General features: G+C 45.1%; 22 protein-coding genes. 4 read left to right on the forward strand and 18 right to left on the reverse strand.

From position 1 onward, the window contains the following. Positions 1 to 24: 24 nt before the first annotated feature. Together P402_RS0114745 and P402_RS0114750 are read right to left on the reverse strand one after the other, a co-directional pair. Positions 25 to 2,694: an MMPL family transporter gene (locus P402_RS0114745; RefSeq protein ID WP_026829385.1), complete on the reverse strand. Its 2,670-nt coding sequence runs from the start codon at positions 2,692 to 2,694 to the stop codon at positions 25 to 27. Positions 2,695 to 2,729: 35 nt separating this feature from the next. Continuing rightward, the gene (locus P402_RS0114750) at positions 2,730 to 3,173 is read right to left on the reverse strand and encodes a MarR family winged helix-turn-helix transcriptional regulator (protein WP_026829386.1); all 444 of its coding nucleotides are present in this window, start codon (positions 3,171 to 3,173) and stop codon (positions 2,730 to 2,732) included. A 148-nt stretch (positions 3,174 to 3,321) separates the two neighbouring features. Between P402_RS0114750 and P402_RS0114755 the strand changes: the two genes are divergently transcribed. Further along, the gene (locus P402_RS0114755) at positions 3,322 to 3,513 is read left to right on the forward strand and encodes a hypothetical protein (protein ID WP_026829387.1); all 192 of its coding nucleotides are present in this window, start codon (positions 3,322 to 3,324) and stop codon (positions 3,511 to 3,513) included. A 60-nt stretch (positions 3,514 to 3,573) separates the two neighbouring features. On the opposite strand, the gene P402_RS0114760 is transcribed toward P402_RS0114755, so the two are convergent. From P402_RS0114760 to P402_RS0114770, 3 genes are all read right to left on the reverse strand, one after another. After that, positions 3,574 to 4,023 carry a universal stress protein gene (locus P402_RS0114760; RefSeq protein WP_026829388.1) on the reverse strand — a complete coding sequence of 150 codons (450 nt, stop codon included), beginning with the start codon at positions 4,021 to 4,023 and terminating at the stop codon, positions 3,574 to 3,576. Positions 4,024 to 4,052: 29 nt separating this feature from the next. Continuing rightward, positions 4,053 to 4,502 carry a general stress protein gene (locus tag P402_RS0114765; protein WP_026829389.1) on the reverse strand — a complete coding sequence of 150 codons (450 nt, stop codon included), beginning with the start codon at positions 4,500 to 4,502 and terminating at the stop codon, positions 4,053 to 4,055. Between the two features lie 78 nt (positions 4,503 to 4,580). After that, a complete protein-coding gene (locus tag P402_RS0114770) occupies positions 4,581 to 5,309 on the reverse strand; it encodes a hypothetical protein (protein WP_026829390.1) in 729 nt (242 codons plus the stop codon). Positions 5,310 to 5,424: 115 nt separating this feature from the next. Here P402_RS0114770 and P402_RS0114775 point away from each other — a divergent pair, with 115 nt between their 5' ends. Beyond that, entirely contained in the window at positions 5,425 to 6,057 is a 633-nt protein-coding gene (locus P402_RS0114775; RefSeq protein ID WP_026829391.1) for a FusB/FusC family EF-G-binding protein, read from the forward strand. Positions 6,058 to 6,110: 53 nt separating this feature from the next. Here P402_RS0114775 and P402_RS0114780 read toward each other — a convergent pair whose 3' ends face one another. From P402_RS0114780 to msrB, 4 genes are all read right to left on the reverse strand, one after another. Next, positions 6,111 to 7,631: a GGDEF domain-containing protein gene (locus tag P402_RS0114780; protein ID WP_081776661.1), complete on the reverse strand. Its 1,521-nt coding sequence runs from the start codon at positions 7,629 to 7,631 to the stop codon at positions 6,111 to 6,113. A 204-nt stretch (positions 7,632 to 7,835) separates the two neighbouring features. After that, positions 7,836 to 10,373, reverse strand: coding sequence for a HAMP domain-containing sensor histidine kinase (locus P402_RS0114785; protein ID WP_026829393.1), 2,538 nt, complete (start codon positions 10,371 to 10,373; stop codon positions 7,836 to 7,838). Positions 10,374 to 10,532: 159 nt separating this feature from the next. Further along, entirely contained in the window at positions 10,533 to 13,445 is a 2,913-nt protein-coding gene (locus P402_RS0114790) for a S8 family peptidase (protein WP_026829394.1), read from the reverse strand. A 145-nt stretch (positions 13,446 to 13,590) separates the two neighbouring features. Further along, positions 13,591 to 14,691, reverse strand: a complete 1,101-nt coding sequence (msrB, locus tag P402_RS0114795) for a peptide-methionine (R)-S-oxide reductase MsrB (RefSeq protein WP_026829395.1) — start codon at positions 14,689 to 14,691, stop codon at positions 13,591 to 13,593. 187 nt (positions 14,692 to 14,878) lie between these two features. On the opposite strand from msrB, the gene P402_RS0114800 reads away from it, so the two are divergent. Further along, complete coding sequence (locus tag P402_RS0114800) at positions 14,879 to 15,265, forward strand: DUF302 domain-containing protein (RefSeq protein ID WP_026829396.1); 387 nt, start codon at positions 14,879 to 14,881, stop codon at positions 15,263 to 15,265. 136 nt (positions 15,266 to 15,401) lie between these two features. On the opposite strand, the gene P402_RS0114805 is transcribed toward P402_RS0114800, so the two are convergent. The 8 genes from P402_RS0114805 to P402_RS0114840 all read right to left on the reverse strand — a co-directional run bounded on the left by P402_RS0114805 (position 15,402) and on the right by P402_RS0114840 (position 19,897). Beyond that, positions 15,402 to 15,629, reverse strand: coding sequence for a sulfurtransferase TusA family protein (locus P402_RS0114805; RefSeq protein WP_026829397.1), 228 nt, complete (start codon positions 15,627 to 15,629; stop codon positions 15,402 to 15,404). A 34-nt stretch (positions 15,630 to 15,663) separates the two neighbouring features. After that, positions 15,664 to 16,800, reverse strand: coding sequence for an MBL fold metallo-hydrolase (locus tag P402_RS0114810; RefSeq protein ID WP_026829398.1), 1,137 nt, complete (start codon positions 16,798 to 16,800; stop codon positions 15,664 to 15,666). Positions 16,801 to 16,832: 32 nt separating this feature from the next. Next, on the reverse strand, positions 16,833 to 17,399 hold the full coding sequence (locus P402_RS0114815) for a sulfurtransferase TusA family protein (protein ID WP_026829399.1): 567 nt from the start codon (positions 17,397 to 17,399) through the stop codon (positions 16,833 to 16,835). A gap of 48 nt (positions 17,400 to 17,447) precedes the next feature. Continuing rightward, positions 17,448 to 17,744: a rhodanese-like domain-containing protein gene (locus tag P402_RS0114820; protein WP_026829400.1), complete on the reverse strand. Its 297-nt coding sequence runs from the start codon at positions 17,742 to 17,744 to the stop codon at positions 17,448 to 17,450. A gap of 22 nt (positions 17,745 to 17,766) precedes the next feature. Beyond that, the gene (locus P402_RS0114825) at positions 17,767 to 18,072 is read right to left on the reverse strand and encodes a rhodanese-like domain-containing protein (RefSeq protein ID WP_051525198.1); all 306 of its coding nucleotides are present in this window, start codon (positions 18,070 to 18,072) and stop codon (positions 17,767 to 17,769) included. A 75-nt stretch (positions 18,073 to 18,147) separates the two neighbouring features. Beyond that, on the reverse strand, positions 18,148 to 18,627 hold the full coding sequence (locus P402_RS0114830; RefSeq protein ID WP_014969361.1) for a DsrE/DsrF/DrsH-like family protein: 480 nt from the start codon (positions 18,625 to 18,627) through the stop codon (positions 18,148 to 18,150). Positions 18,628 to 18,684: 57 nt separating this feature from the next. Beyond that, the gene (locus tag P402_RS0114835; protein WP_026829402.1) at positions 18,685 to 18,948 is read right to left on the reverse strand and encodes a metal-sensitive transcriptional regulator; all 264 of its coding nucleotides are present in this window, start codon (positions 18,946 to 18,948) and stop codon (positions 18,685 to 18,687) included. A gap of 85 nt (positions 18,949 to 19,033) precedes the next feature. Continuing rightward, positions 19,034 to 19,897 (reverse strand): LysR family transcriptional regulator, encoded by an 864-nt coding sequence (locus P402_RS0114840; protein ID WP_026829403.1) that lies wholly within the window; start codon positions 19,895 to 19,897, stop codon positions 19,034 to 19,036. Between the two features lie 112 nt (positions 19,898 to 20,009). Between P402_RS0114840 and P402_RS0114845 the strand changes: the two genes are divergently transcribed. Continuing rightward, positions 20,010 to 20,876 (forward strand): sulfite exporter TauE/SafE family protein, encoded by an 867-nt coding sequence (locus P402_RS0114845; RefSeq protein ID WP_026829404.1) that lies wholly within the window; start codon positions 20,010 to 20,012, stop codon positions 20,874 to 20,876. Here the strand turns inward: P402_RS0114845 and P402_RS0114850 are convergent. Beyond that, positions 20,873 to 21,730 (reverse strand): YihY/virulence factor BrkB family protein, encoded by an 858-nt coding sequence (locus P402_RS0114850; protein ID WP_026829405.1) that lies wholly within the window; start codon positions 21,728 to 21,730, stop codon positions 20,873 to 20,875. The genes P402_RS0114845 and P402_RS0114850 overlap by 4 nt on opposite strands. Between the last annotated feature and the right edge of the window lie 91 nt (positions 21,731 to 21,821).

The raw sequence follows: 21,821 nt of genomic DNA on the forward strand, positions 1-21,821 counted from the left end.
TCCGGATGGACCAGTCGAATCAACTTACTTCTTATTTTGCTTTTGACGGAACGGCCACCAGACACCTTTTCCGAACGATACCGTGATCGCTGGAATCAGGAGCGGTAAGACAATCAATCCGTACAGGAGCAGACCTGTGATAACGATCGTCGCAATTTGAACCAGACTCAGAACACCCGACGGCATCATCGCACCAAATGTTCCGGCAAGGATGATGGCAGCCGTAATGATGACGGAGCCCATTTTCTTCATCGAGACATACATCGCTTCATTTGTCTCGAGTCCATTAATCGTTTCTTCCCGGAACCGGTCGAGCAGGAAGATCGAATAATCGATTCCTAAGGCAACGAGCATGACGAATCCGAAAAATGGAACGGCCCAGCTGATGCCGTCATAACCGAGACCATTGACGAAAATCAGTTCAGCAATCGATACCGACGTATAGTACGTCAACAGAAGCGAACCGATCATAAACAACGGCATGATCAATGAGCGGAACATAATCGCAAGGACGATAAACAAACTGATGATCATGATGACGACAGTCCGTGAGAAATCGGCTTTTGACGTATCATTTAAATCACTGTTGATGCTCGAGATACCGCCATACGCAACTTGTGCCTGTTCAAGCGGTGTATCTTTCAGTGTACTCGCTGTCGTTTTCTTGATGGCAGCGACCGTTTCGATTGCCTCCGGTGAATACGGATCATTGTCCAGGATGACTTCGAATTTCAGACCGGTTTTGTCATCAATCGTATAGCGGTCGATGACAGGCTCGAAGTCTTTACTCGATAAGGTGTCTTTTGGAATGAACATCCCGGTACCGCGAATCGTTTTGGAGTTGCCCATCTCTTTTAGGAAATCGGCTGCTTCTTTCAAACCGTCTTCGATTTTACCAAGACCATTATTAGCAGATCCGACACCATCAGCCAGTTGGGTTAATCCGCTACCGAGTTGACCGGCTTGTGCGCCTTGCGTTTCAATTCCGGTTGCCGCTTGTGCGATTCCCGTTTGAATTTGTGTCAATTGACCGGATAACGCTGTCAATGTTCCGACAGTTTGCGGAATGTTTTCTGCTGACTGCAATCCTTGGCCGACAAGCGCCAACTGCTGATTGATTTGACCAAGACCATCTGCAGCTTGTTGCAATTGTGCTGCACCCGCTGACGCCTGGTCACCGGCCGGAATCTGACCACTGATATTCTGTAAATTGTCTTCCACAGTCTGAAGACCTTGACCGACTTTACCAAGTCCATCTTTTGCATCCGTCAGACCAGATGCAACTTGTTTCAATTGTTGATCGACATATAAATCGTCAATGACATCGCCTGTCGGACGCGAAATCGACCGGACAGCTTTGACACCATCGAGTTTGACCAGTTCACGGCTCAACTGTTCTGCATACGGAACCGTTTTTTCAGTCACGATGTTTTGGTCGTCCTTCAGAATAATATTGACCGGTAACGACTCACCGGCACCAAATCCGTCTGAAATGGCATTTAATCCTTTAACCGTCTCATACTTTGCACCAATCTCATCGACGGTGTTGAACGATAGATCGTCATCGTATGTGAACAAGGTCGGGATTGTTACGACAGCGACGATGGCCATCGCAAGCAATGGACGACGAATCGATAAACCACCGTATCGGGCCCATAAACGACTGTCCTGATGACTTGCCGCATTTTTTGACGGCCAGAACAATTTCTCTTTTAACGTCGCCATGAAAAACGGGACGAGTGTAAAGAGAACCAGTAACAAGACCGCGATTCCGACTGCAACGGCGACCGACGATTTAAAGATCGGGAAATCAGCGAAACCAATCGCCGAGAAGCCGACGAGGACGGCAAGACCACTGATGAGAAGGGTCCGTCCCGCTGTTTTATAGGTATTGACGATGGCTGTCTCGACATCATGTCCGGCAGTCAATTCTTCTTTATACCGGCTCAGAAGCAGGATACAGTAATCCGTCCCGATCCCGAAGAGAATCGCTACCAGGAAAATCTGCGTGAAGTTCGAGACCGGGAATCCGAACCAATCAACGAAAAAGGCGACAAATGATTGACTCATTAAATAAGTTACACCAACCGCAAATAATGGAACGAATGGTGTGACGATCGAACGGAAGACAATCAACAACAGACCAAAAATCAGACCGACTGTGATTAATTCCGTTCGTTTCAATCCTTCTTGTGAACTTTTGTTCACATCGGCATTGATGAGTGATTCACCCGTCAGATAAATCGTCCGATCGTCCGGTAAGAGGTCACTTCGGATATCTTCAGCGAGTGCCGTGATTTCTTCTTGCGTACCATCAACGGTAATCGGAACGAGAACTGTTTTTTTGTCTTTTGAAATCAATTGTCCTTCCGTTTCCTTACTCTCAAACGGATTCAGGACTCCTGTCACCGGTTTATCCAGCTTCTCTAAATCTTTGACGATTTGACCGATTTCCGTCCGGTCTTCTTTCGTAACGGCTTCCTTTAATGGAATGACCAGCGAAATCGTTTCTTCACTTGCACCGGCTGCTTTTAAAATATCCGCTGCCCGTTGTGAATCTGTATCACTCGCGAGCTGAATGGCACCTGCATCTTCTGCTTGTTTCGATAAGTTTGGTGCTGCTAAAAATAATCCGACTGTCGCAAGCAACAAGACGATTACGATCGGCCAACGCCATTTGACGATTTGTCGCATTCCCGTTCCACCTCTTCTGTGTCTATTTTTCTAAATTAATCTTCAATCTTTAAAATGGCTTTGACTTTCCGGAATGTCTCGATGAATTGTTTGATTTCGTCATCATCGACCTTGCCATCAATCAATTGTTCCAAATAACTATAAATCGCTTGATCCGAGGCCTCGACGACTTCTTTTCCCGCTTCCGTCAAAATGATCCGTTTTGTCCGGTGATCATCTTCCGAACGTTCGACTTCGACCAAGCCGTGTTCATTTAACTTTTTCAGACGATTTGAAATCGCACTTTTGTGAACACCTTGGATGACGGCAATCCGTCCGGAAGCGATTGGTCCATATTTATCGACTAGCTTCAACAAATGCAGTTGTTCTGGTGAGTAGAGACGCCAAACCGGTGAATCCACTGATTTCAAGACACGTTCTGTCCCATGAATCATCACTTCTTCAAATAACTGAACGGCTTCCCGAAGATTTTCCTTCATGATTAGTTTACCCCCTAAACTCATACCAGTAGTTTAGCCCCTAAACCAGATAGCGTCAACTCCAAACTGTCACAAAATATCCTGACATACAATTCCAATCTTCGTTATGATGGAAGAGCATACATCCTACACAAAGGGGGATTAACACATGACCGCATTATTTTGGATTGCACTCGTGATCTGTGTACTTGGACTTATTTTTACAATGATGGTCGGACAGAGTCGGAACGAAGAAACTTACAGCAACAGCCAAACGGCGAAAAACATGTCCTGGATGTACTTGGTATTGTTGCCCGTCATCTTGATTATTCTAGGCGTGTTTTATTATTTATTGACATAAGTCGAAAGAATGAACAAAAAAAAGCTGCCTCGATTAACCATCGAAGTAGCTTTTTGGCACTTATTTGAGTGTTTTCGGGCGAACGATATAGATGTCACATTTGGCGTAACGGGAGATGTTTTCAGAGACACTCCCAATCATGATTCGTTCCATCGCATTCATCCCGACGGCTCCACAAACGATCAGTCCCGCTCCGACACGCGGTGCGATAACTTTCGGAATCAAGGTCTTAGGTGACCCGCTTTCAATGACCAGTTCGACCTCTGCTACGCCTTCTTCAATCGCCCGTTTTTGATATTTATCAAGAAGTTCCTGTGCGTACTCCGTAACGTTTTGATCGATGAATCGTTGGTTGGCACGGACGTTGGCAAAGGTTTGGATATCAATGACATGTGCGATAACGAGCTTTGCTTGATCGAGTTTTGCGAACTGGACGGCTTTTTCGAAAGCTAAGTCTGCCGTCTTTGATCCATCGACCGCGACTAAAATTGTATGATAGTGACTCTCCATCGTTGTTCACCCTTTCCACTCAGGCACGTTTACAACATCCGATCGTTTTCATTCTCAAGTGCCCGGTTCTCGTGATCAAGCTTCCGCTCCGCCTCAATGCCTTCCGGTTCACTCTCTAAAATACTCTTCGGCTCAGGTGCCGGGCGTTTCGCCCCTTCTTCGTCCGCAAGCAGGACATAGGCACCGTTTTTAACGCTCGCCACATGCTTGTCGACCTCTCCGTCCGCTAAACCAAGTGAATCAAAAGCGGCACGTGTTTCCTCGTCCGTTACCGGTTTTCCGGTAAAGCGTTCGAACAATGTCCGTTTCCCGGCAACGAGTTGTGCGGCCGATTGCCCCCGTAACATCGCCATATCGGTTTTATCCTGCAGGACGACGTATAAATCTTCTTCTAAATATCCTGCAAAATGCAGATCTTCAATCTGGCGAATTAAATCCGTCTCATTTTCGTACGTACCGATCAACTGTTTTTTCCCCATTGGTCATTTCCCCCTTTTATACTTCTATAAGGGATATACCCCAAAAAACCAAAAGCAACGTCATCAACTGTTGTTTTCTTACGAAACCGGTCTTTTTTCTTCCGCAAACAATTTTTCACGTTTCCGAAAGACGATAATCACCGCTACAGTCACAATGATGACACTGAAGATCGTGATGCCCTGTTGAAAGTCTGTCAATCGTCCATTAAAGAACAGACCAATGTAATACCAGATCATGACGAGTCCGAATACCCAATCGGTATGAACGAAAATAAAGAATGCGGCTCCAAGCGCAAAAAGAATCAGCATCACCGTGACCCATTCCGACGTCGTCAATCCGAATAGATCGTCAAATCGAAAGTCCCGCAAAATCCGAAAGGGCAGAATTAAAATCTGAATGCTCGACCAGGCGAGAAAGACTGAAAACGGTGAGCGCATCCAGGGGGAACGGTTCGGGTGATGCTGAATTTTCATATAAATGATGCATAAAGCAATAAAAGAAATCGTCGTCAAGACAAGCTCCCATGGCGGACCGATGATGCTGCTGGCACCATATCCGATCATCGTCAGCATGAACCACCCGCTCATATCAAAAATCAATGTCCGGTCGGCCGGGTAAGCCTGAACCGGTCGAATACACCAAATCAATAAGGTCGTATAGACAACGCCAAAAATCGCATCAATGAACGGTGCCGGCATGATTGCGAGACGTTCTCCTGCCGGTGCATCATACCAGACGACACGGGCCAAGAGGACAAATAAAAAACTGATCAAGTTCAACAAACGAAGTCCGGTTAACGGTTGCATGATCGGACACCTCCTCAGGTATTCATTTCCCGCCTGTCGAATGACGGAAACAAGGAAAATGTCGTTTTGACAAAAGAGATTCAGTGAATAGAGGACTACAAAGGAGCGATGTCATATGGAACCCTTCATTAAGCCGTTTCAATACAATTTCATCCGGAGCCAAGTCGATTTATTGACCCAACAGCTGACGACAGTCCATGATCCGGATGTGTTGGATGCTGTTATCTACAGTGCCGCCCAAAAGATTTTTGACCTGATTCCGGTTCTGACTGCGGAGCAAGAAGCATTGCTGATGCTCGTGCGAAATGTAAAGTCGGAAGCTGATTTAATCCGGTATATCGAGAAGATACAACCGCTCGTCGCGTCTTTTCCGTCCATTACGGAATCACAACTTCAACAACTATTTCGAAAAACAAAGAAGTTACGGCATCCGCCGCTTCATTCCTTCGATTTTTTCAAGACGACCTATTTAAGCTGGAATGATACCGGAAACAAAAAGAAGTTTTTTGTCTATCCTCTTCAAGGAGAATGGATCGGCGTCGAAGGTCATTACGTTCCCACCATAAAAAAAGGCATCTGTACGGTCTGTCATCAATATAGCGATGTCACTTTGGTCTCTGCTCGTACGCATCAGTCAGCTGACCACTACCGGGCTGTCGGCAACTATATTTGTATCGACAGTGACCATTGTAATGAGCAAGTGACGGATCCCACGTCTCTTGAAAAATTATTGGCTAAAATGAAGTAACAACAACAAAAGAGGAGCGGACCGAGTTGAATCGGCGCTCCTCTTTTGATGGATCAGACTTCCACATGAAACTGATTTTTCCCGCGGCGTTTTGCTTCATACATCGCGACATCTGCTTGCTCAATCAGGGCTGTGCGCGACGTGGCGTGGGTCGGATAAATCGCACCGCCGATGCTAGCGGTCATGAAGACCGGTGTCTCCTGGAGAATGAACGGCCGCTCGAACAAGTCAATCAACTGTTGACCGCATGCTTCGATGTCCGACTCCTCTTTCACATCAAATAATAACACCACAAATTCATCCCCACCCTGTCTCGAGATGACCGTGTTATGCGGTAATCGTTTTTCAAGACGGTTGGCAATGTCGATGATCAGTTGGTCTCCGACATGATGGCCGTATGTATCATTCACTTGTTTAAAATGATCGATATCAATGAAATACAAGCCGACGAAACGTTGATGGATTTCTGCCCGCCGCAACTCTTCCTTAAACAAACGGGCAAATAAATACCGGTTCGGTAAATTGGTCAGGGCATCATGGTAGGCCATATGCTCCATCTCTTCGAGCGCCTGTTCGAGAGCGGCCGTCCGCTCCTCGACCTTTGCCTCCAGATTTTCACGCAGACGCTGATTATCCATCACAATCCGTACCTGTCTTGAAATCAGCAACGGAACCGCAATCATCAGACCAATCGTCAACCCATTCCAACTGACGGCCTGCCGCGCCATTGTCACGAATAAAATCAAAAGGAAAACATAGGGCATAACGAGACGAATCCCATCGAGAATCTGACGATTGATCTTTAATCCAATTGGCCGTTCATCGACATCAAACAGGATAGCCGCCCCGCCAATCAACAAGACCGTTGCTAACCAGATGGGATCGAGCCACATCACAGAAATCGGAAAACCTGACCGGTATAATGCGACATATAGTAAATCAGCAATGAGTTGTAGATGAAATCCAACTAAAATCATCAACAAGGGAATGCTGTTTCCACGTTTCATGACGCCAAAAAATAAGATGATCATTCCTCCGAGCAACAACAAGTCACCGAGTGGATACCGAAGCAACAAAAAGGTCTCAAAGCTGAGTAACTCCGCCTGTTCCAAGTAAGGAGTGACAAGATAATGCCAGGAAATCGCCCCCGTCACGATCAAGATAATCAATTCATCAAACAAAAAGAACCGTAAATTCACCTGCGAACGACGACTGATTAAAAAATAACAAAACGCCAGCAAATAAAAACCAATTTGCAGGCTGAATACTAAATCAATGCCGTCAAAAGATCCCGATCGTTCAAGGTTGCGCCTTTCAACAATCAATTGTGCTGTCTCACCAATTGCTAACGATACATTTCCGAACAACAACAGTAAAAACAGACGTTGCGTAAAGGGACGAGTCGGATGACGGCGCACCGCGATCACTAGCAAGACCGTCGAGACGACAGCACCCAAAATCATAAACAGGCTGTTGCCTATTTTTGAAAGTTCCGAAGACGTGCCGATGATTCCTAACCATAACGTATGAGACAAGACCCATCCGCCAATGATTCCAAAGATTAGTTTATACATCGTTCACGCCCTTCCCTTTTTTTTGACTAGTTCGTTTGTCCTATATGATTATCGGCAAAACTTTTGGTTTTTTAACTATCTTTCCATTATATTTAAATATTCTTTACCTGTCCTGTTTTTTCTTCGAAGCAGGGCACACGATTTTCACTTGATTAGAAAAAAAACAAGCACCGTTGCCGAAGCAAAGCGGTACTTGTTTTGACTTTAGACATTCTCGGTAATGTGTAACGGCAACTGGACCGTAAACGTACTGCCTTGTCCTTCTTTTGACTCGACATGAATCACACCGTCGTGTTCTTTGACGATTTCCTTGCAAATCGATAATCCAAGACCCGTTCCACCAATCCGGCGTGTATCTGAGTTATCGACCCGATAAAATTTATCGAACAGTTGGGAGAAGGCATAATGTGGAATGCCAATCCCGTGATCCGTGATCCGAATTGTGGCATTTTCTTCATCGGTGCCGATACTGACTTCAATTAATCCACCTTCTGGTGAATACTTAATCGCGTTATTCACCAAGTTGTTCAGTAATTGTTTAATGCGCGCTTCATCACCAATGATTGCCGGACGTTCCGTCCCTAACATTCGGACACGAATGTCATGTTGTCCATTCGACACATCATATAAGTCGACGACCTGCTGAACGATTGTACATAAATCAAGATGCGCCATTTGGTACAGTTGTCCTCCGGACTGCATCCGCTGAACATCCAAGAAATCGGTCACCAAATTCGACAACCGTTCCGTTTCCGTATGAATCGTCGCTAAATACTTCCGTTGCTTCATCGTATCGATCTCACGGTTCAACATCAGCTCCGTAAATCCATAAATCGACGAGAGTGGTGTGCGCAATTCATGCGATACGGTTGAGACCAGTTCAGTTTTTAATCGATCGGCCTCTGTTTCCCGGGTAATATCCCGAATGACCAGGATGACACCTTTCCAGCCACCCTCAATATCAATCCGCTCTGCATAGACTTCTAAATGGGCCGTATTGTTTCGAACATCAAATTGAACTTTATCCGGAGAGACATCTCCTGCCCGAATCAAGGTCAAATAATCATTAAAACGATCGACATCATCCACGATATTACGCATCACTTCAATCACATAACTGCCGGATGATAACGTCCGGTCTTTCGTGAACTCTGACTGGAGTTCCGGTACAAGTTCAAACAAGGGACGGTTCACGTATAATTCATCATTTCCGTCTTCCAGATAAATGATGGCTTCTCGAATCGAATCAAGAACTTGTTCCGTTTTTTGTTTCTCTTGTTTCATCTCGTCATAAGAACGTGTCCGAAGCAATGATAACGTCATCTGTTGGGAAAACTCACGCATATCGGCTAATTGTTGCGCTTTATACGTCGACTGGTAACGTACCATGTAAACCGCCGCCATTAACTGATTTGTTGATGGATCGTAAATCGGCAGTGCGACTTCATGGGTACTGAAGCTGTAAGGAACATCATCCTTCCGGGAAACCCGTTTCTCTGACTGGACAACTTGATTGCGAAGCATCATCCGATTGAGGACAGATGTTTCATCTTCTAATAATGCCTCGACTTGTTGAATCTTCATCCCGTTTGTCGTAGCTCCGATATACTGTCCATCCTCATATAATAGTAAGGAACCATACTCAGAGGACGTGATTTCTAACATCTTCCGCACGATGGCCGGATACGACTCCACCGTCTCACGGACCGCAAGTGCTTCTGTCAACTCACTTCGCATTTTCAGCTTTTCCTCGTTTTGCTTGGTCGTTTGATATGCTTCTTCCAATTCTTCCTGTTGTGCTTGGAGCTCTTCCTGTTGTGCAAGCAATTCCTCACTTTGCGCCTGTAACTCTTCGTTTTTCCCTTGTATTGCTTCTGTATGGGAGCTGGTTGTCACTGCCATTTGATTAAAGGATGACCGAAGCATTCCAATTTCATCGGTGCGTTGCTCATTTAAGTCCATTTCAATCGGTTCGTTCCGCGATAACTTTTGATTGTCATCAATCAGACGCAACAGTTGTTTCGTCATACGTCGGATAAATGGATGCACGAACAATAAAATAAACCCAACCAACACTAAGATGCTCGAAATCCAAATCCACTGTGTTTTTGCGACTTCACTCCGCAGATTCATGACGGCATTTTCCTGTTGAGCTTGTAAATTATCTCGGTAATCCTCAAGTGCCACTGATGCCCGTTCGATATCCGGTGTAATATCAATTGATCCGTCCGCTGAAGGTTTCAATTGTCCCTGCTCGACAAGCCGTTTTGCAATCGGCAATGAAAACAGACTGTCACCTTGTAAAAAATCTTCATTAATCTTATTGTCTTTTTTTCCATTGACGTATGATTGCGTGACCGGGAAAAGCGCTCCGTAATACAAGTCATATAAATTCATCATCTGTGCAGCAAATTCTTCTTCTTCATCTGTTTTTGCTTTACGGGAAAACCAATCGGTCTCACTCTTGATTTCGGTTCGTAAATCCTCGACTTCATCAAACCGGTCTTGATCTCCGAAAATGACGAATCCCCGAAGCCCGAATTGAACGGTCTGCCAGTTATCCCACAGCGTATCTGCCCGTCGGTTTTGCTCGCTGATAATCTCCAGATTGTTACGCGATGACTCGATCCTGCCCTCCATATAATCGTAGACAAAAAACGAGGTGACTGAAACCAACACGAGTACGGTATAAAAAACTGCCAACAATTGCCTTCCGATCCGCCTCCGAATCCATTTGATCATGAAATATCCTCCTCATCATCCTCGTAGAATGATGCTTTTTTGAAATAAATGTAATCACTTAAAAGTATCATAATTCTAAAAAAAATACTTTAAAAATAAGATATCTGGTAAAAAAAACAAGCCTTTTCCGTTTTACCCGAAAAAGGCTTGTCTGAAGACTTATTTTTTAGCTTTTTTGACGACGATTGACGTGCTCGTACTTTTTTGTTTAAAGCTGTTTTCAACATAAACAGAAAGCTTTGCTCCTGCTTTTTGTTTGGCAATCTTGACTGTGAACGTACCTTTTGAAGTGACCGTTCCTTTACCGATTACTTTTTGCTTTGCGTTTTGAACATAGACACGCGCTTTTTTCTCACCTGTCCCGGTTACTTTCGTTTGACCGGCTGTGACTGTTTTGACTTTTGGTGCCACTGGAGGAGCAACAACTGTAATCACTGTCGCTTTACTCGAACGGTTCGCAATGTCTTTCACTGTGATAGCAAGGCGGGCATTCGGTGCTTGTTTTTTGACCTTCACCGTGAACTTCCCTTTGCTGTCGACAGTTGCTGTACCGACGACTTTATTTTTTGCATCTTTGATCGTGATTTTACCTTTGGCAATCGCTGTCCCTGTTACGGTTGTAGCACCGGCGAGGACACGATTGACTTTCGGAGCAGCCGGAGCCTTTCCTGGTAAAACTTCTGTCCGTTCCGATGTTACATCAAGACCATTCGCATAACGAATCGTCAAGACGGATGCTTTTTCCTGACGGGGAATCGTCACACTGTATTTACCGGCTGTTGCTGTTGTTTTTGCTAACATTTTTGCTGTGTCTTTTGTATCCGTCAACTTTTTCGTCGACCAGATTTCAACTTTTGTACCCGTTTTGACTTGTCCACTGACAACGAGTTTGTTGTCATAGACCGGATTTACTTTTCCGTTTAAGTGCAGTTGAGAGATGGCACGTGTGATGTTGACTTTTCCATATCCCGAGACCGGGCTGACGAATGCCGGGAAGTCCGGAGTGCTGTCCTTCTCGTATCCTGGTGGATATTCATCTTCCATATCTTCGTCTTCATCGTACCAATCATTCGGATTCTCAAAGGCGAGTGGTTCCGCACTCGTCCGTAAGATTGTCTCGATTTGTTTTGGTGTCAGTTTGGAATCGAGTGACGCAAGAATTCCAGCGACTGCTGCGACATGTGGTGACGCCATGCTTGTTCCGTCCATGTAGACTGTATTACCGTCCGGGACAAGACTTGCGATTTTCGAACCTGGTGCAACTACATCGAGTCCGATGCCGTAGTTCGAGTAATCGGCAACCATGCCGAGCGGGTTAGTTGCGCCGACCGAGATCGCATACTCAGAGCTCGCCGGGAAACCAACAGACATATCATATTCGTTACCTGACGCTGCGACGACCGTTACACCATGATCTGCCGCATATTTCATCATATACGCCATCGTCCGGCTTTCACCGCCGCCAAGACTCATGTTGATGATTTTTGCCCCGTGATCGACTGCATATTTAATTCCGAGTGCAATTGCATCGGTTTCACCTTCACCGTTAGCGTTCAAAACCTTAACGGGAAGAATTTTTGCTGACTGATGGATACCGCGAATCCCGTAATCATTTTCGAGAGCCGCTGCGATCACACCTGAGACGTGTGTTCCGTGACCGTTATCGTCGAGTGCATTTCCGTTACCATTCACATCGACGTAGTTCTTTTCCTGGGCAATATCAACTTTTCCTTGGAAGTCCTTGAGGCGATAATCGACCCCTGTATCAATAACTGCAATCGTGACTGGTTTTAACTTTTGACCTGCATTGTTTTTCAAGAATTTTTCGAATCCGATTCCCGCATCCGGGAACTGTTCGACGCTCGATTTTTGGTTGAGCGACCATTGATAGTCGTAGTTGATGTCTCCTGTTGCACGGTATGTCTGGACTTCTTCGACATACTCCACAGCATTTGATTTCTTTAACGATTGTTTGAGAACGGCTGCCGACTGATTTTTAACTGTCGGATCTTCCGTGACGATGACAAACTCACCGGTTTTACCAAGCGACAACTTCTCAACGTCTGTTGCCTGTGTGCCGGCGATTTTCATCGTCCGCTGCGTGTGACCCGGTTTCAACTTAACGATGAACCGTGTTTTCGCTTCTGACTTCACTTGAATCCCGAACGGTTTGAATGCTTCTGTTAAATCTGAACCGCCGATGCTTTCAATGTTCGCCGTTTTTGCGACTTGATTGATTTCCGTTGCGATGACTTCCGGTGACGCGTCACGTGTCAAGGCATATAAACGGTTGACCGCTGCTTGGTCGGTTTTCGTCAATGTGTACGCTGTCCCGTTGACAAGAGCTGTCATGGCCGGCTTCAGTGATTTTAAATCTTCGTAAGCTTGTGTCCGTTTATCCTTGTTAAATAATAATGTTTTAACGACATACGGTGATGCTTTGTAATACAACGAGGTTAAGCTGCGTCCTTGTTCCGATTGGCTCAACACTTGTTTTTGAATCGCATGCATCAAGGCAAGCATCGGTTTTTCGTCCGACGTTTGTTTGAGTGCTTCTTCCGCCATACAGCTCATATCGCTGATCGGCTCGTATTCAACCGCCAGCTTAACATTGTTGTACGTCAACTTGACGTTTGCTGGTTTGACCGTTTTAACTTCTTCCGTCTCCGGATAATAATCGACTTTGACGTAGTACGGTCCGTCCCATGCATAAGGAACAGCCAGCTTCGTGATGTCTTTGTCACTTGGTTCCGCGTATCCGCGGTAACGGTCAAAGGTCTCATCCTTCGAAGCCATCTCTTCACTTGGGTAAGCCGTTACTTCAATCGGCTGATCCGTATCAATCGATAATTCAAAGTGTGTCGCCGTTTTTTCAATTCCGGCCTGGTGTTCGACCTTATACCAGTATGTATTCTTTTTCTCTACTCCGGTTTCAAGAACTGTTTCCTGTCCGGCTTTTAATAAGACAGCTTCCGACAATTCACTTGCCGCTGCCGTTTTCACAGCTGACGGCCCAATTCCGAGTGTCAGAATCAAACAGCTCAGCATGAGCCAAATCGTTAACTTTTTCACGACGTTCCTCCTCAAGATATGATCTTACATTGTTTATAGTATAAACAATATTTGGATAAAATGGATAGTTATTTTTAGAATGTCTACCTTACATTTTCGAAAGAAAAAGGATTTTTCACGAAAGTGAAAAATCCTTTTTAGCTAATTATTTAAATTCAGAAACATACTGACCGTAACCTTCTTTTTTAAGATCGGCTTTCGGTACAAATCGTAAAGCGGCTGAGTTCATACAGTATCGTAAGCCTGTCGGTTCAGGACCATCGTTAAAGACATGACCAAGATGGGCATTCCCGTGCCGGCTTCTGACTTCCATCCGCTTCATCCCTAATGCAAAATCACTTTTCTCAATGATATTTCCTTTTTCTAACGGTCGAATGAAACTCGGCCATCCGGTTTTCGAATCAAATTTATCATTAGAAGAAAATAACGGTTCGCCGGAAATCAGATCGACGTAAATCCCGTCCGCCTTCAAATCATGGTACGGATTGTCGAATGCCGGTTCTGTCCCATCTTCCTGGGTCACTTTATACTGAATATCCGTCAACTTCGCTTTGATTTGTTCGTCGGTCAATTTCGAATACTTGGGTAAATCCAGTTTTGGTTGATCATTCCAATATCGATTGATGAAGTCATCACGTCCGGATGCAGCCCGGTAAAATTTATATTTCTTTTCGCTCTTCAAATAATAGTCTTGATGATACGCTTCTGCCTCATAGAACGGACCGGCTTCAATTAACGGCGTGACGATTTTTTTGTCAAAGATGCCGCTTGCTGCCAAATCTTTCTTCGATTGTTCCGCAATCTGCTTTTGTTCCGCATTCGTATAGAAAATCGCTGTCGTATAGGATTCGCCTTGATCGACAAACTGACCGTTTGGATCGGTCGGATCGATTTGACGCCAGTAGACATCAAGCAATTGTTTATACGAGATGACCGATGGATCAAACGTGATCAGGACTGCTTCCCGGTGACCGGTCGTCTCCGCCGACACTTGGTTATACGTCGGATTTTCAACATCTCCACCGGTATAACCGGAGATGACTGATTTGACTCCTTTTAACTCTTCAAACGGCGGTTCCATACACCAGAAACATCCTCCGGCAAGAATTGCCGTCTCTTCTTTTGTATACGACAGCTCTTTGCTTCCGCTCGATTTTGCCTGTTGTTGCTGGAAAATAAAGTAGCCGCCAATCATAATCGCAATCAATGCTACGACCGATAGAATCGTCAACATCCGTTTCTTCATCTCCCCTCACCCTCCTTTTTTAAGCTTACGTCCCCCACTGTCTGATGGATGTCTTTTTTCTAATGTACCTTGATTTCCCACAGTTTGTCGCCCAGTCTGCTTTCATTTGGCATATTCAAAACATACGATTCATCCTCTTGAAAGAGGGAAATACATCTAAGACACTAAAAAACCGGGAGGGGTATTCATGTTTGACTATACAGTCAACTCGAATCATTCAACGGAGAAAACAATCGAACGTCTGAAGACAGAACTTGCTGAGGTTTCGTTTGGCGTCTTATGGGAGTTTGATTTAGCGAAAAAATTTGCCGAAAAAGAGTTACCGTTTGACGACCAATATCATATCCTTGAAGTCTGCAATCCGAAAGAAGCCCACCGTGTCTTATCGGCTGAACGACGGGCCGGCTACTTTTTGCCGTGTAAGCTCGCTGTCTATACAGAAGGCGGACAAACGAAAATCGGAATGCCGCGCCCGACCTCACTGATCGGTTTGGTCGAAGACGACGAACTGAAGCAAGTCGCACTCGATGTCGAACGACAACTCGTTGACGTCATCGAAAAAAGTCGCCTGTAACTTCATCAGAAAAAGCGATACTTTGCTGACTTACAAGCAAAGTATCGCTTTTTTGAATTCTTTCATAAATCCCGAGTTCTATCCAGTTCACTCCTTTAAAAAAAGAGGACTGTCGCCAGCCCTCCTTCAACTTGAATTATCCTTTTTGGATCCAGAATTTTAAGACGCTGGCCTCTTCTTCGTGTTTCACAAGCTCATGACCACCTGATTTTGCCCACGCTTGCAAATCATTTTTAGCCCCTTTGTCTGTTGCATGGATTTCAAGAACCTGTCCTGATTCAAGTCCTGCGATGGCTTTTTTTGTTTTGACGATGGGCATTGGGCAGGCAAGCCCTTTTGCGTCGAGTACGAGTTCTGATTTCATAATGATAATTCCTCCTGAAGTAAGTTGTTTTTGTTTAACGGACGGCGCAACGGTTTGGTCCGACTTCCATCTCGCGTTGTGCTTCGAGACCCGGTGTCTGTTTCCCCATGTTTGTCTCACGAATTTCTTGATAGGCATTTGGTTGCGGTGGAAGATTTTCGGTCACCATCTTCCGGAATGTTTCTTCATCTTCGATGTTCAAGCCGTGATTGTTTGCGAGTAAGATATCGAGTTTTTCTGCGACACTGCCGTCTTCATTTAACTCTTCGATCAGCATGAAATGGGCCGGTAAGACCATCAAATCTTTTGTGAGTTCGCGGTACGTTTTGTAAAGCGACTCCCGCAGGTCACCGACCCAGTCTTCTGCCAGACCGGCTAAATCCGGACGACCAATCGAATCGATAAATAAGATATCACCCGTTAAGAGATATCGATTGTCGACAATAAACGACGTGGAACCGATTGTATGTCCCGGGGAATACAGTGCCCGGACATCGATTTTTGTATCGCCTACTTGAACGTGGCTTCCATCTTCGAGTGCTGCATAATCAAACGTGACATCTGTCGCATCTTTTGGTGGCAACCAGTAAGTCGCTCCCGTTTTTTCAGCAATCTCACGCCCGCCGGAAATGTGATCGGCGTGAAGATGTGTATCAAAGACATGCGTGATGGTAAGTTGACGCTCGTTGGCGTAATCGAGATAAACATCTGTCATCCGTGTTGCATCCACGAGGACGGCTTCGCCTTCCGAGATGATCATGTACGATAAACAACCTTTCCCGATCCGGACGAATTGAACGACTTCACCTTGATCTGCTCCAGTTTCATTTAATGATCCAAGTGAAATCGGCTCCAAGTGTTCGCTCCAGGCTTTCATGCCTCCTGAAAGATACGAGACGGTCCGTCCCGCTTCTTCCAATAAATCCGCTACAAAAATCGATGATCCTTCTTTTGCACAGACGACGAGAACAGGTTCATCTGTCGGCAGTTGATCTAAAATATCTTCGACACCGTCGAGTAAATCGAAATACGGAACATTGAGATACGAAAACTGTTCTCCTTCAATTTTCCAGTCTTGAAATGCATCTTCATTTCGGACATCTAAGATAAACATTTTTTCACGGTGAATGATTTTTTGCGTGACTTCTTTTGTTGTCATTGCTTGTGCCATCTGCTTGATTCCTCCTGATCATAATTTACGGATTAAATGGTTTGATTCGTGTCATACTTCCAGTCACTCATGCCAGGGATCACATTTTGAACGTTGAATCCTTTCACATCGAGCTGTTGGCAGGCTAAGTCACTCCGACTGCCTGTCCGACAGACGACATAAATCGTTTTCGATGTGTCGAGTTCTCCGATTCGCGTCTCCAGTTCACCGAGCGGAATGTTGACGGCATTCGGGATATGGCAGAACGCATATTCAGCAGTTTCCCGGACGTCCAAAATGAGCGTATCCGGATTGTTGCGAACCGTTTCAACGGTCTCGTTCGTAACAACCGATTTAAATTCCGGTGCTTCTTGCTCGTCACCGGAAGATTTACGGACGTAATGCCGTAAGACATCTCCTTCTTCGATCGTTCCAAGATATTGATTCCCGGTACTGTTCGCCCAGGCACGAAGATCGGCTGTTGATCCTTTGTCAGTTGCCTGAACTTCCACGACTTGACCCGGTTCCAGCGTCTTCATCGTTTTTTTCGTCCGAACAATCGGCATCGGACATGCTAAACCACGTGCATCAAGTACGATATCCGTTTTGATAGTCTGCAAAAGTATTCGCTCCTTTTACCTATAGGGGTATAATTAAGATTAAAAAAATTAGTTGGTTTTACCTTCGTACGACATCATGCCGCCATCCATATTGATGACATCAAAGCCTTGTCCTTCAAGGTACGTTGCTGCACGGCCACTGCGGGCACCAGAACGGCACACCATGACATATTGTTTTTTCTTATCGAGTTCGTTCATTTTAAACTCGACGAGACCAAGTGGAATATGAATCGCTTCCGGGATCTTGCCTTCTTTGACTTCATCCACTTCGCGGACATCAATGATGTTGAGTTGTTCCCCGTTTTCAAGCTTTTCCTGTACTTCTTTTGCTGTGAATCGTTTCATCTGTGATTCCTCCTCGTGTTTTTTAACGCCAAGCGTTCATTCCGCCCGACACTTCTATAACCTGGGCATAACCCGCTTTTTTTAATTGTTTGACCGCCTGTTTACTGCGCATGCCGCTCTGACAGATCACGATGACTTCTTTGTCTTTCGGAATCTTGTCGAGTTGTGTCGGCAATACTTGAAGCGGAATGTTTTTAAAGCCTTTAATGTGATTGTCTTTGAATTCGCCAGGTGTGCGGACGTCCAAATAAAATCGGTTGCGGTCACCTAACTTCTGTTTTAATTCGGAGGTCGACCATTTGTTGATACCTTTAGTTGGTGCGAACATCCGATAAGCAAGAAACGCAACGATGATTAGAAATACGATAGTCAAGATATCCACTTACATCATCCCTCCTCGAGATTAGATGAACAGATTGACGTTTCCGTCTTCCGCATCAGCAAGATATGCGGCGACGCCGGCATATTCAATTCCATCATGCAATTCTTCTTGTTTTAATCCGAGCAAGTCCATCGTCATCGTACACGCGACCAGTTTTACGTCTTGCTCTTTCGCCAGTTCAATTAGATCGGGAAGCGGCATTGCGTTATGTTTTTTCATGACGTTTTTGATCATCTTTTGACCGGCACCACCAAAGTTCATCTTCGAGAGTGGCATCTTGTCTGCTCCGCGCGGCATGAATTTCCCGAACATTTTTTCAAGTAACGTTTTATCCGGTTGAATCGGTTCATCCTTGCGCATCGCGTTTAATCCCCAGAACGTGTGGAAAATCGTGACTTCATGATCGTATGCCGCTGCACCGTTGGCAATGATATATGCTGCCATGACCTTATCGTAATCTCCACTGAACAATACAATCGTTGTTTTTTTAATCTCTGACATCTGAATAATTCCTCCACTTACTTTACCCTAAGGGGTATATTTTATTTTAAAAATTTTTTATCTGCTCTTCAATAACAGTTGAACGGCTTCTGCTACGGCTTGTTCATGATTGTCTGCCGTGTCATCGTTCGTCACGCAGTCAATGAGGTTTTCACTCACGACCAGTCCAATGACACGATCAATCGCACTGCGTGTCGCACTCAGTTGAGTGACAACATCTTTGCAAGATGCTTCTTCTCTCATCATCCGGGTGATGGCGTGAAGTTGCCCTTCAATCCGGTTCATCCGGTGAATGATTTTATTTTCGTATGTTTTTTCCATATGAAGAACACGCTCCTTTTCTTCGTGTGACCTGTCTCATACCTAATGGCTACATTCCATACAATAATACCTATAGGGGTATAAGTCAACGAGAAAGTTTTTCGTCTGATCCGGAATGTTCATTCATCCACTTTTGAGACAGACGGGTAGTCTCCCCTTTTAACGTAATGAATTGAAAGATCCGTTGATCAATTTGTGAATCATCATGTGTCGTAAATCTTTCCGAATCGAGTAAGGTGCCCGCCAAACGTTCCGAGAGAATCGAAATTCCCGTCCCGTTCGTGATCAATTGTTTAATCAACCGATTGGAATACACAGTAATGATTCGTTTTGGAACAATCTGTTGCGTGGCTAACCATGTTTCCAATGCGAACCGGGCGGCTGACCCTTCTTCCCGGTAAATCCAAGTCGCCTGTTCCAAAACAAGGCTTTCATGACCGATGATCCGTAATCGGTCGGTCGCAAAAGGACTCGCATCGATTTGCTGGGAATGATGCGGTCCTTCCACCATCCCTAGATCGATTTCGTAATGGAGTAATGCCTGCTCGACTTGTTCTTGATTCATCACCCGGGCATCAACTGACACGTCCGGATAAGCGACAAGAAAGTCGTGGATCATCTGTTCTAACATCGCTTCATAGATGGTATGCGTCGCGGCGATTCTTAACGTCCCTCGGGTGACTCCTTCTAAATCATCCATCTCTTGTTCCAACCGTACCGTCTGGTGCAGAATTTCTTTGGCATGGCGATACACAATCCGTCCGGCTTCTGAGATTTCAATCGTCTTGTTAAACGTATGCCGATGAATCAGACTTTGCCCGAAATGTTCTTCGAGATGCTTTAAATGAAGACTGACCGTCGGTTGTGAAATATACAGCCGTTCAGCTGTTTTCGTAAAATGTTTTGTTTCGACTAACGTAACAAATGTCTTCAGTTCATTAAAATTCATTTCCTCACCTCATCTATTTTTCTGATCTTTAGTATCAGTATAATTCATTTTCCTGATTAAGACTTTCCACGTAAAGTCATCTGTATCACTTCACAGAAAGAAGGAACACCCCTTGGAACTATTACTTTTTCTTTTACTCGGCGCCGCAATCGGCATTCTTTCCGGCTTTTTCGGAATCGGTGGTGGCATCATTCTGACCCCTCTTTTATTGATCTTAGGGTACGCCCCGAGCACAGCGATTGTCTTAAGTTTACTGTTGACGCTTGGTTCGACGGTGACCGGCACTTTTGCCCACCTCCGCCAGAACAACTTTCATCTTCGGGATGCGGGTACTATTGGGCTGGCAGGGATCATCGGATCCGCTGCCGTTACGCCTGTCGTCTTTTGGATGGAACAACACAGCGGCGCAGACATCGTCATTTCCACTCTGTACATCGTCCTGTTGCTTCTGTTTGCGATTCAATTTTTAAAACCGACCAAAAAAATCATCCGGGAGACGCCTGTTCCGCACGCTTCGTTTTATAAATTGATCGCAATCGGCGGAGCCGCCGGAATTCTGTCGTCCTTGATGGGCGTCAGTGGTGGCTTTTTACTCACCCCGCTTCTGATGGGATGGGTACGTTTCCCGCTCAAACAAGCCATCGGAACCAGTATCGCGGCAGCTACGTTAATTGTACTCGGTGGGATCACGAGTTATTTCATCTCAGGAACACAGGCTCCGCTCGGTTTAGGAGTTGTTTTAATTATTGGAGCACTGATTGGCTCACCACTCGGCGCTTCCTTTCTCAACCTCTTCAGCACGCACTTTGTCAAAAAGAGTTTGGGCAGTTTTTATGCAGCTGTCGCAACGAGTGTTTTCTTGAAAACGACACACTATGAACAACTTTCTCTGCTCCTGCTCGCTTTGTTTACGACCGGATTGATTGGTCTGTTCTTTTATCAAAAAACGGTTCAACGTCAAACAAAAGACTGCCCTTAACGGACAGTCTCTTGTTTGATTTTTTCTGGTTTTAAAACTTTGGCTTCCTTCTTTTGACGCATCCGTTCAGCATTCATCAAGCCACCAAGCATCAAGACGACCGACGAAAGATAAAACCAGGTCATCAAGACGATGATCCCGGCGAGTTGTCCGTAAAGACGGTCATAACTGCCGAATTCTGCGTAGTAGGAGAAGAATTCCGATACAGCCTGCCAGGCAATCGTCGCAAATAAGGCACCCGGAAAGACTTGACGGACTGTCAGTCGCACGCTCGGCAGGACACGGTACAACAGGATAAAAAAGACCAACAGGAACAGTGAGCCAAGTCCCCAACGGAACAAGAACCAAATCCAGGAGTAGTTGGTGACGACATCATTGACGAGTGCAAAGTGCGTAATAAAACGGCGTGTCAGCTTTTCTGCCACCGGGACGAGGAGTGACATCGGTAAGATGACCATCATTCCGACTGTAAAGCCAAAATCCTGTAATAAGCCTCTCCAAAATGGAACCTTCCGTGTTACTTCCAACGCATCATTCAACGAACGGACCAGTGATTGGACCGACATCGAAGCAAGCCAAAAAGCTGCCAGGAAACTGATCGAGGCGAGTTTTAATCCACCATCATCAAAGATTCCGACGACGTTCTTTCGAATCAGATCATACGTTTCGGCCGGAGCAAACGGACGAATCAAATCGAGTACGTCACCCGATGTAAACGGTAAAAAGGAGACTAATCCAACTACAAATAATAAAAATGGAAATAAGGACAACATCAGATAATAGGCGAGTTGAGCCGATTTATCAAAAAAGGCTTCGCCGAAAAAACGGGCAAATACAGGTTTTAATAATGACATAACAATTTCCTCACTTTCAAATAGTTCTTTCCTCTATCCCCCTTTTAGTACATTTTCTAAACTTTTAACGTCTTTTGAACTCATAAGTAAG

The organism is Exiguobacterium sibiricum 7-3, assembly GCF_000620865.1.
Taxonomy (GTDB): Bacteria; Bacillota; Bacilli; order Exiguobacteriales; family Exiguobacteriaceae; genus Exiguobacterium_A; species Exiguobacterium_A sibiricum_A.

Excerpts from the sequence above, each read along its gene's own strand:
- P402_RS0114745 (WP_026829385.1), bottom strand. The coding sequence starts at position 2,694 with ATGCGACAAATCGTCAAATGGCGTTGGCCGATCGTAATCGTCTTGTTG.
- P402_RS0114750 (WP_026829386.1), bottom strand. The coding sequence starts at position 3,173 with ATGAAGGAAAATCTTCGGGAAGCCGTTCAGTTATTTGAAGAAGTGATG.
- P402_RS0114755 (WP_026829387.1), top strand. The coding sequence starts at position 3,322 with ATGACCGCATTATTTTGGATTGCACTCGTGATCTGTGTACTTGGACTT.
- P402_RS0114760 (WP_026829388.1), bottom strand. The coding sequence starts at position 4,023 with ATGGAGAGTCACTATCATACAATTTTAGTCGCGGTCGATGGATCAAAG.
- P402_RS0114765 (WP_026829389.1), bottom strand. The coding sequence starts at position 4,502 with ATGGGGAAAAAACAGTTGATCGGTACGTACGAAAATGAGACGGATTTA.
- P402_RS0114770 (WP_026829390.1), bottom strand. The coding sequence starts at position 5,309 with ATGCAACCGTTAACCGGACTTCGTTTGTTGAACTTGATCAGTTTTTTA.
- P402_RS0114775 (WP_026829391.1), top strand. The coding sequence starts at position 5,425 with ATGGAACCCTTCATTAAGCCGTTTCAATACAATTTCATCCGGAGCCAA.
- P402_RS0114780 (WP_081776661.1), bottom strand. The coding sequence starts at position 7,631 with ATGTATAAACTAATCTTTGGAATCATTGGCGGATGGGTCTTGTCTCAT.
- P402_RS0114785 (WP_026829393.1), bottom strand. The coding sequence starts at position 10,373 with ATGATCAAATGGATTCGGAGGCGGATCGGAAGGCAATTGTTGGCAGTT.
- msrB (WP_026829395.1), bottom strand. The coding sequence starts at position 14,691 with ATGAAGAAACGGATGTTGACGATTCTATCGGTCGTAGCATTGATTGCG.
- P402_RS0114800 (WP_026829396.1), top strand. The coding sequence starts at position 14,879 with ATGTTTGACTATACAGTCAACTCGAATCATTCAACGGAGAAAACAATC.
- P402_RS0114805 (WP_026829397.1), bottom strand. The coding sequence starts at position 15,629 with ATGAAATCAGAACTCGTACTCGACGCAAAAGGGCTTGCCTGCCCAATG.
- P402_RS0114810 (WP_026829398.1), bottom strand. The coding sequence starts at position 16,800 with ATGGCACAAGCAATGACAACAAAAGAAGTCACGCAAAAAATCATTCAC.
- P402_RS0114820 (WP_026829400.1), bottom strand. The coding sequence starts at position 17,744 with ATGAAACGATTCACAGCAAAAGAAGTACAGGAAAAGCTTGAAAACGGG.
- P402_RS0114825 (WP_051525198.1), bottom strand. The coding sequence starts at position 18,072 with ATGTTCGCACCAACTAAAGGTATCAACAAATGGTCGACCTCCGAATTA.
- P402_RS0114830 (WP_014969361.1), bottom strand. The coding sequence starts at position 18,627 with ATGTCAGAGATTAAAAAAACAACGATTGTATTGTTCAGTGGAGATTAC.
- P402_RS0114835 (WP_026829402.1), bottom strand. The coding sequence starts at position 18,948 with ATGGAAAAAACATACGAAAATAAAATCATTCACCGGATGAACCGGATT.
- P402_RS0114840 (WP_026829403.1), bottom strand. The coding sequence starts at position 19,897 with ATGAATTTTAATGAACTGAAGACATTTGTTACGTTAGTCGAAACAAAA.
- P402_RS0114850 (WP_026829405.1), bottom strand. The coding sequence starts at position 21,730 with ATGTCATTATTAAAACCTGTATTTGCCCGTTTTTTCGGCGAAGCCTTT.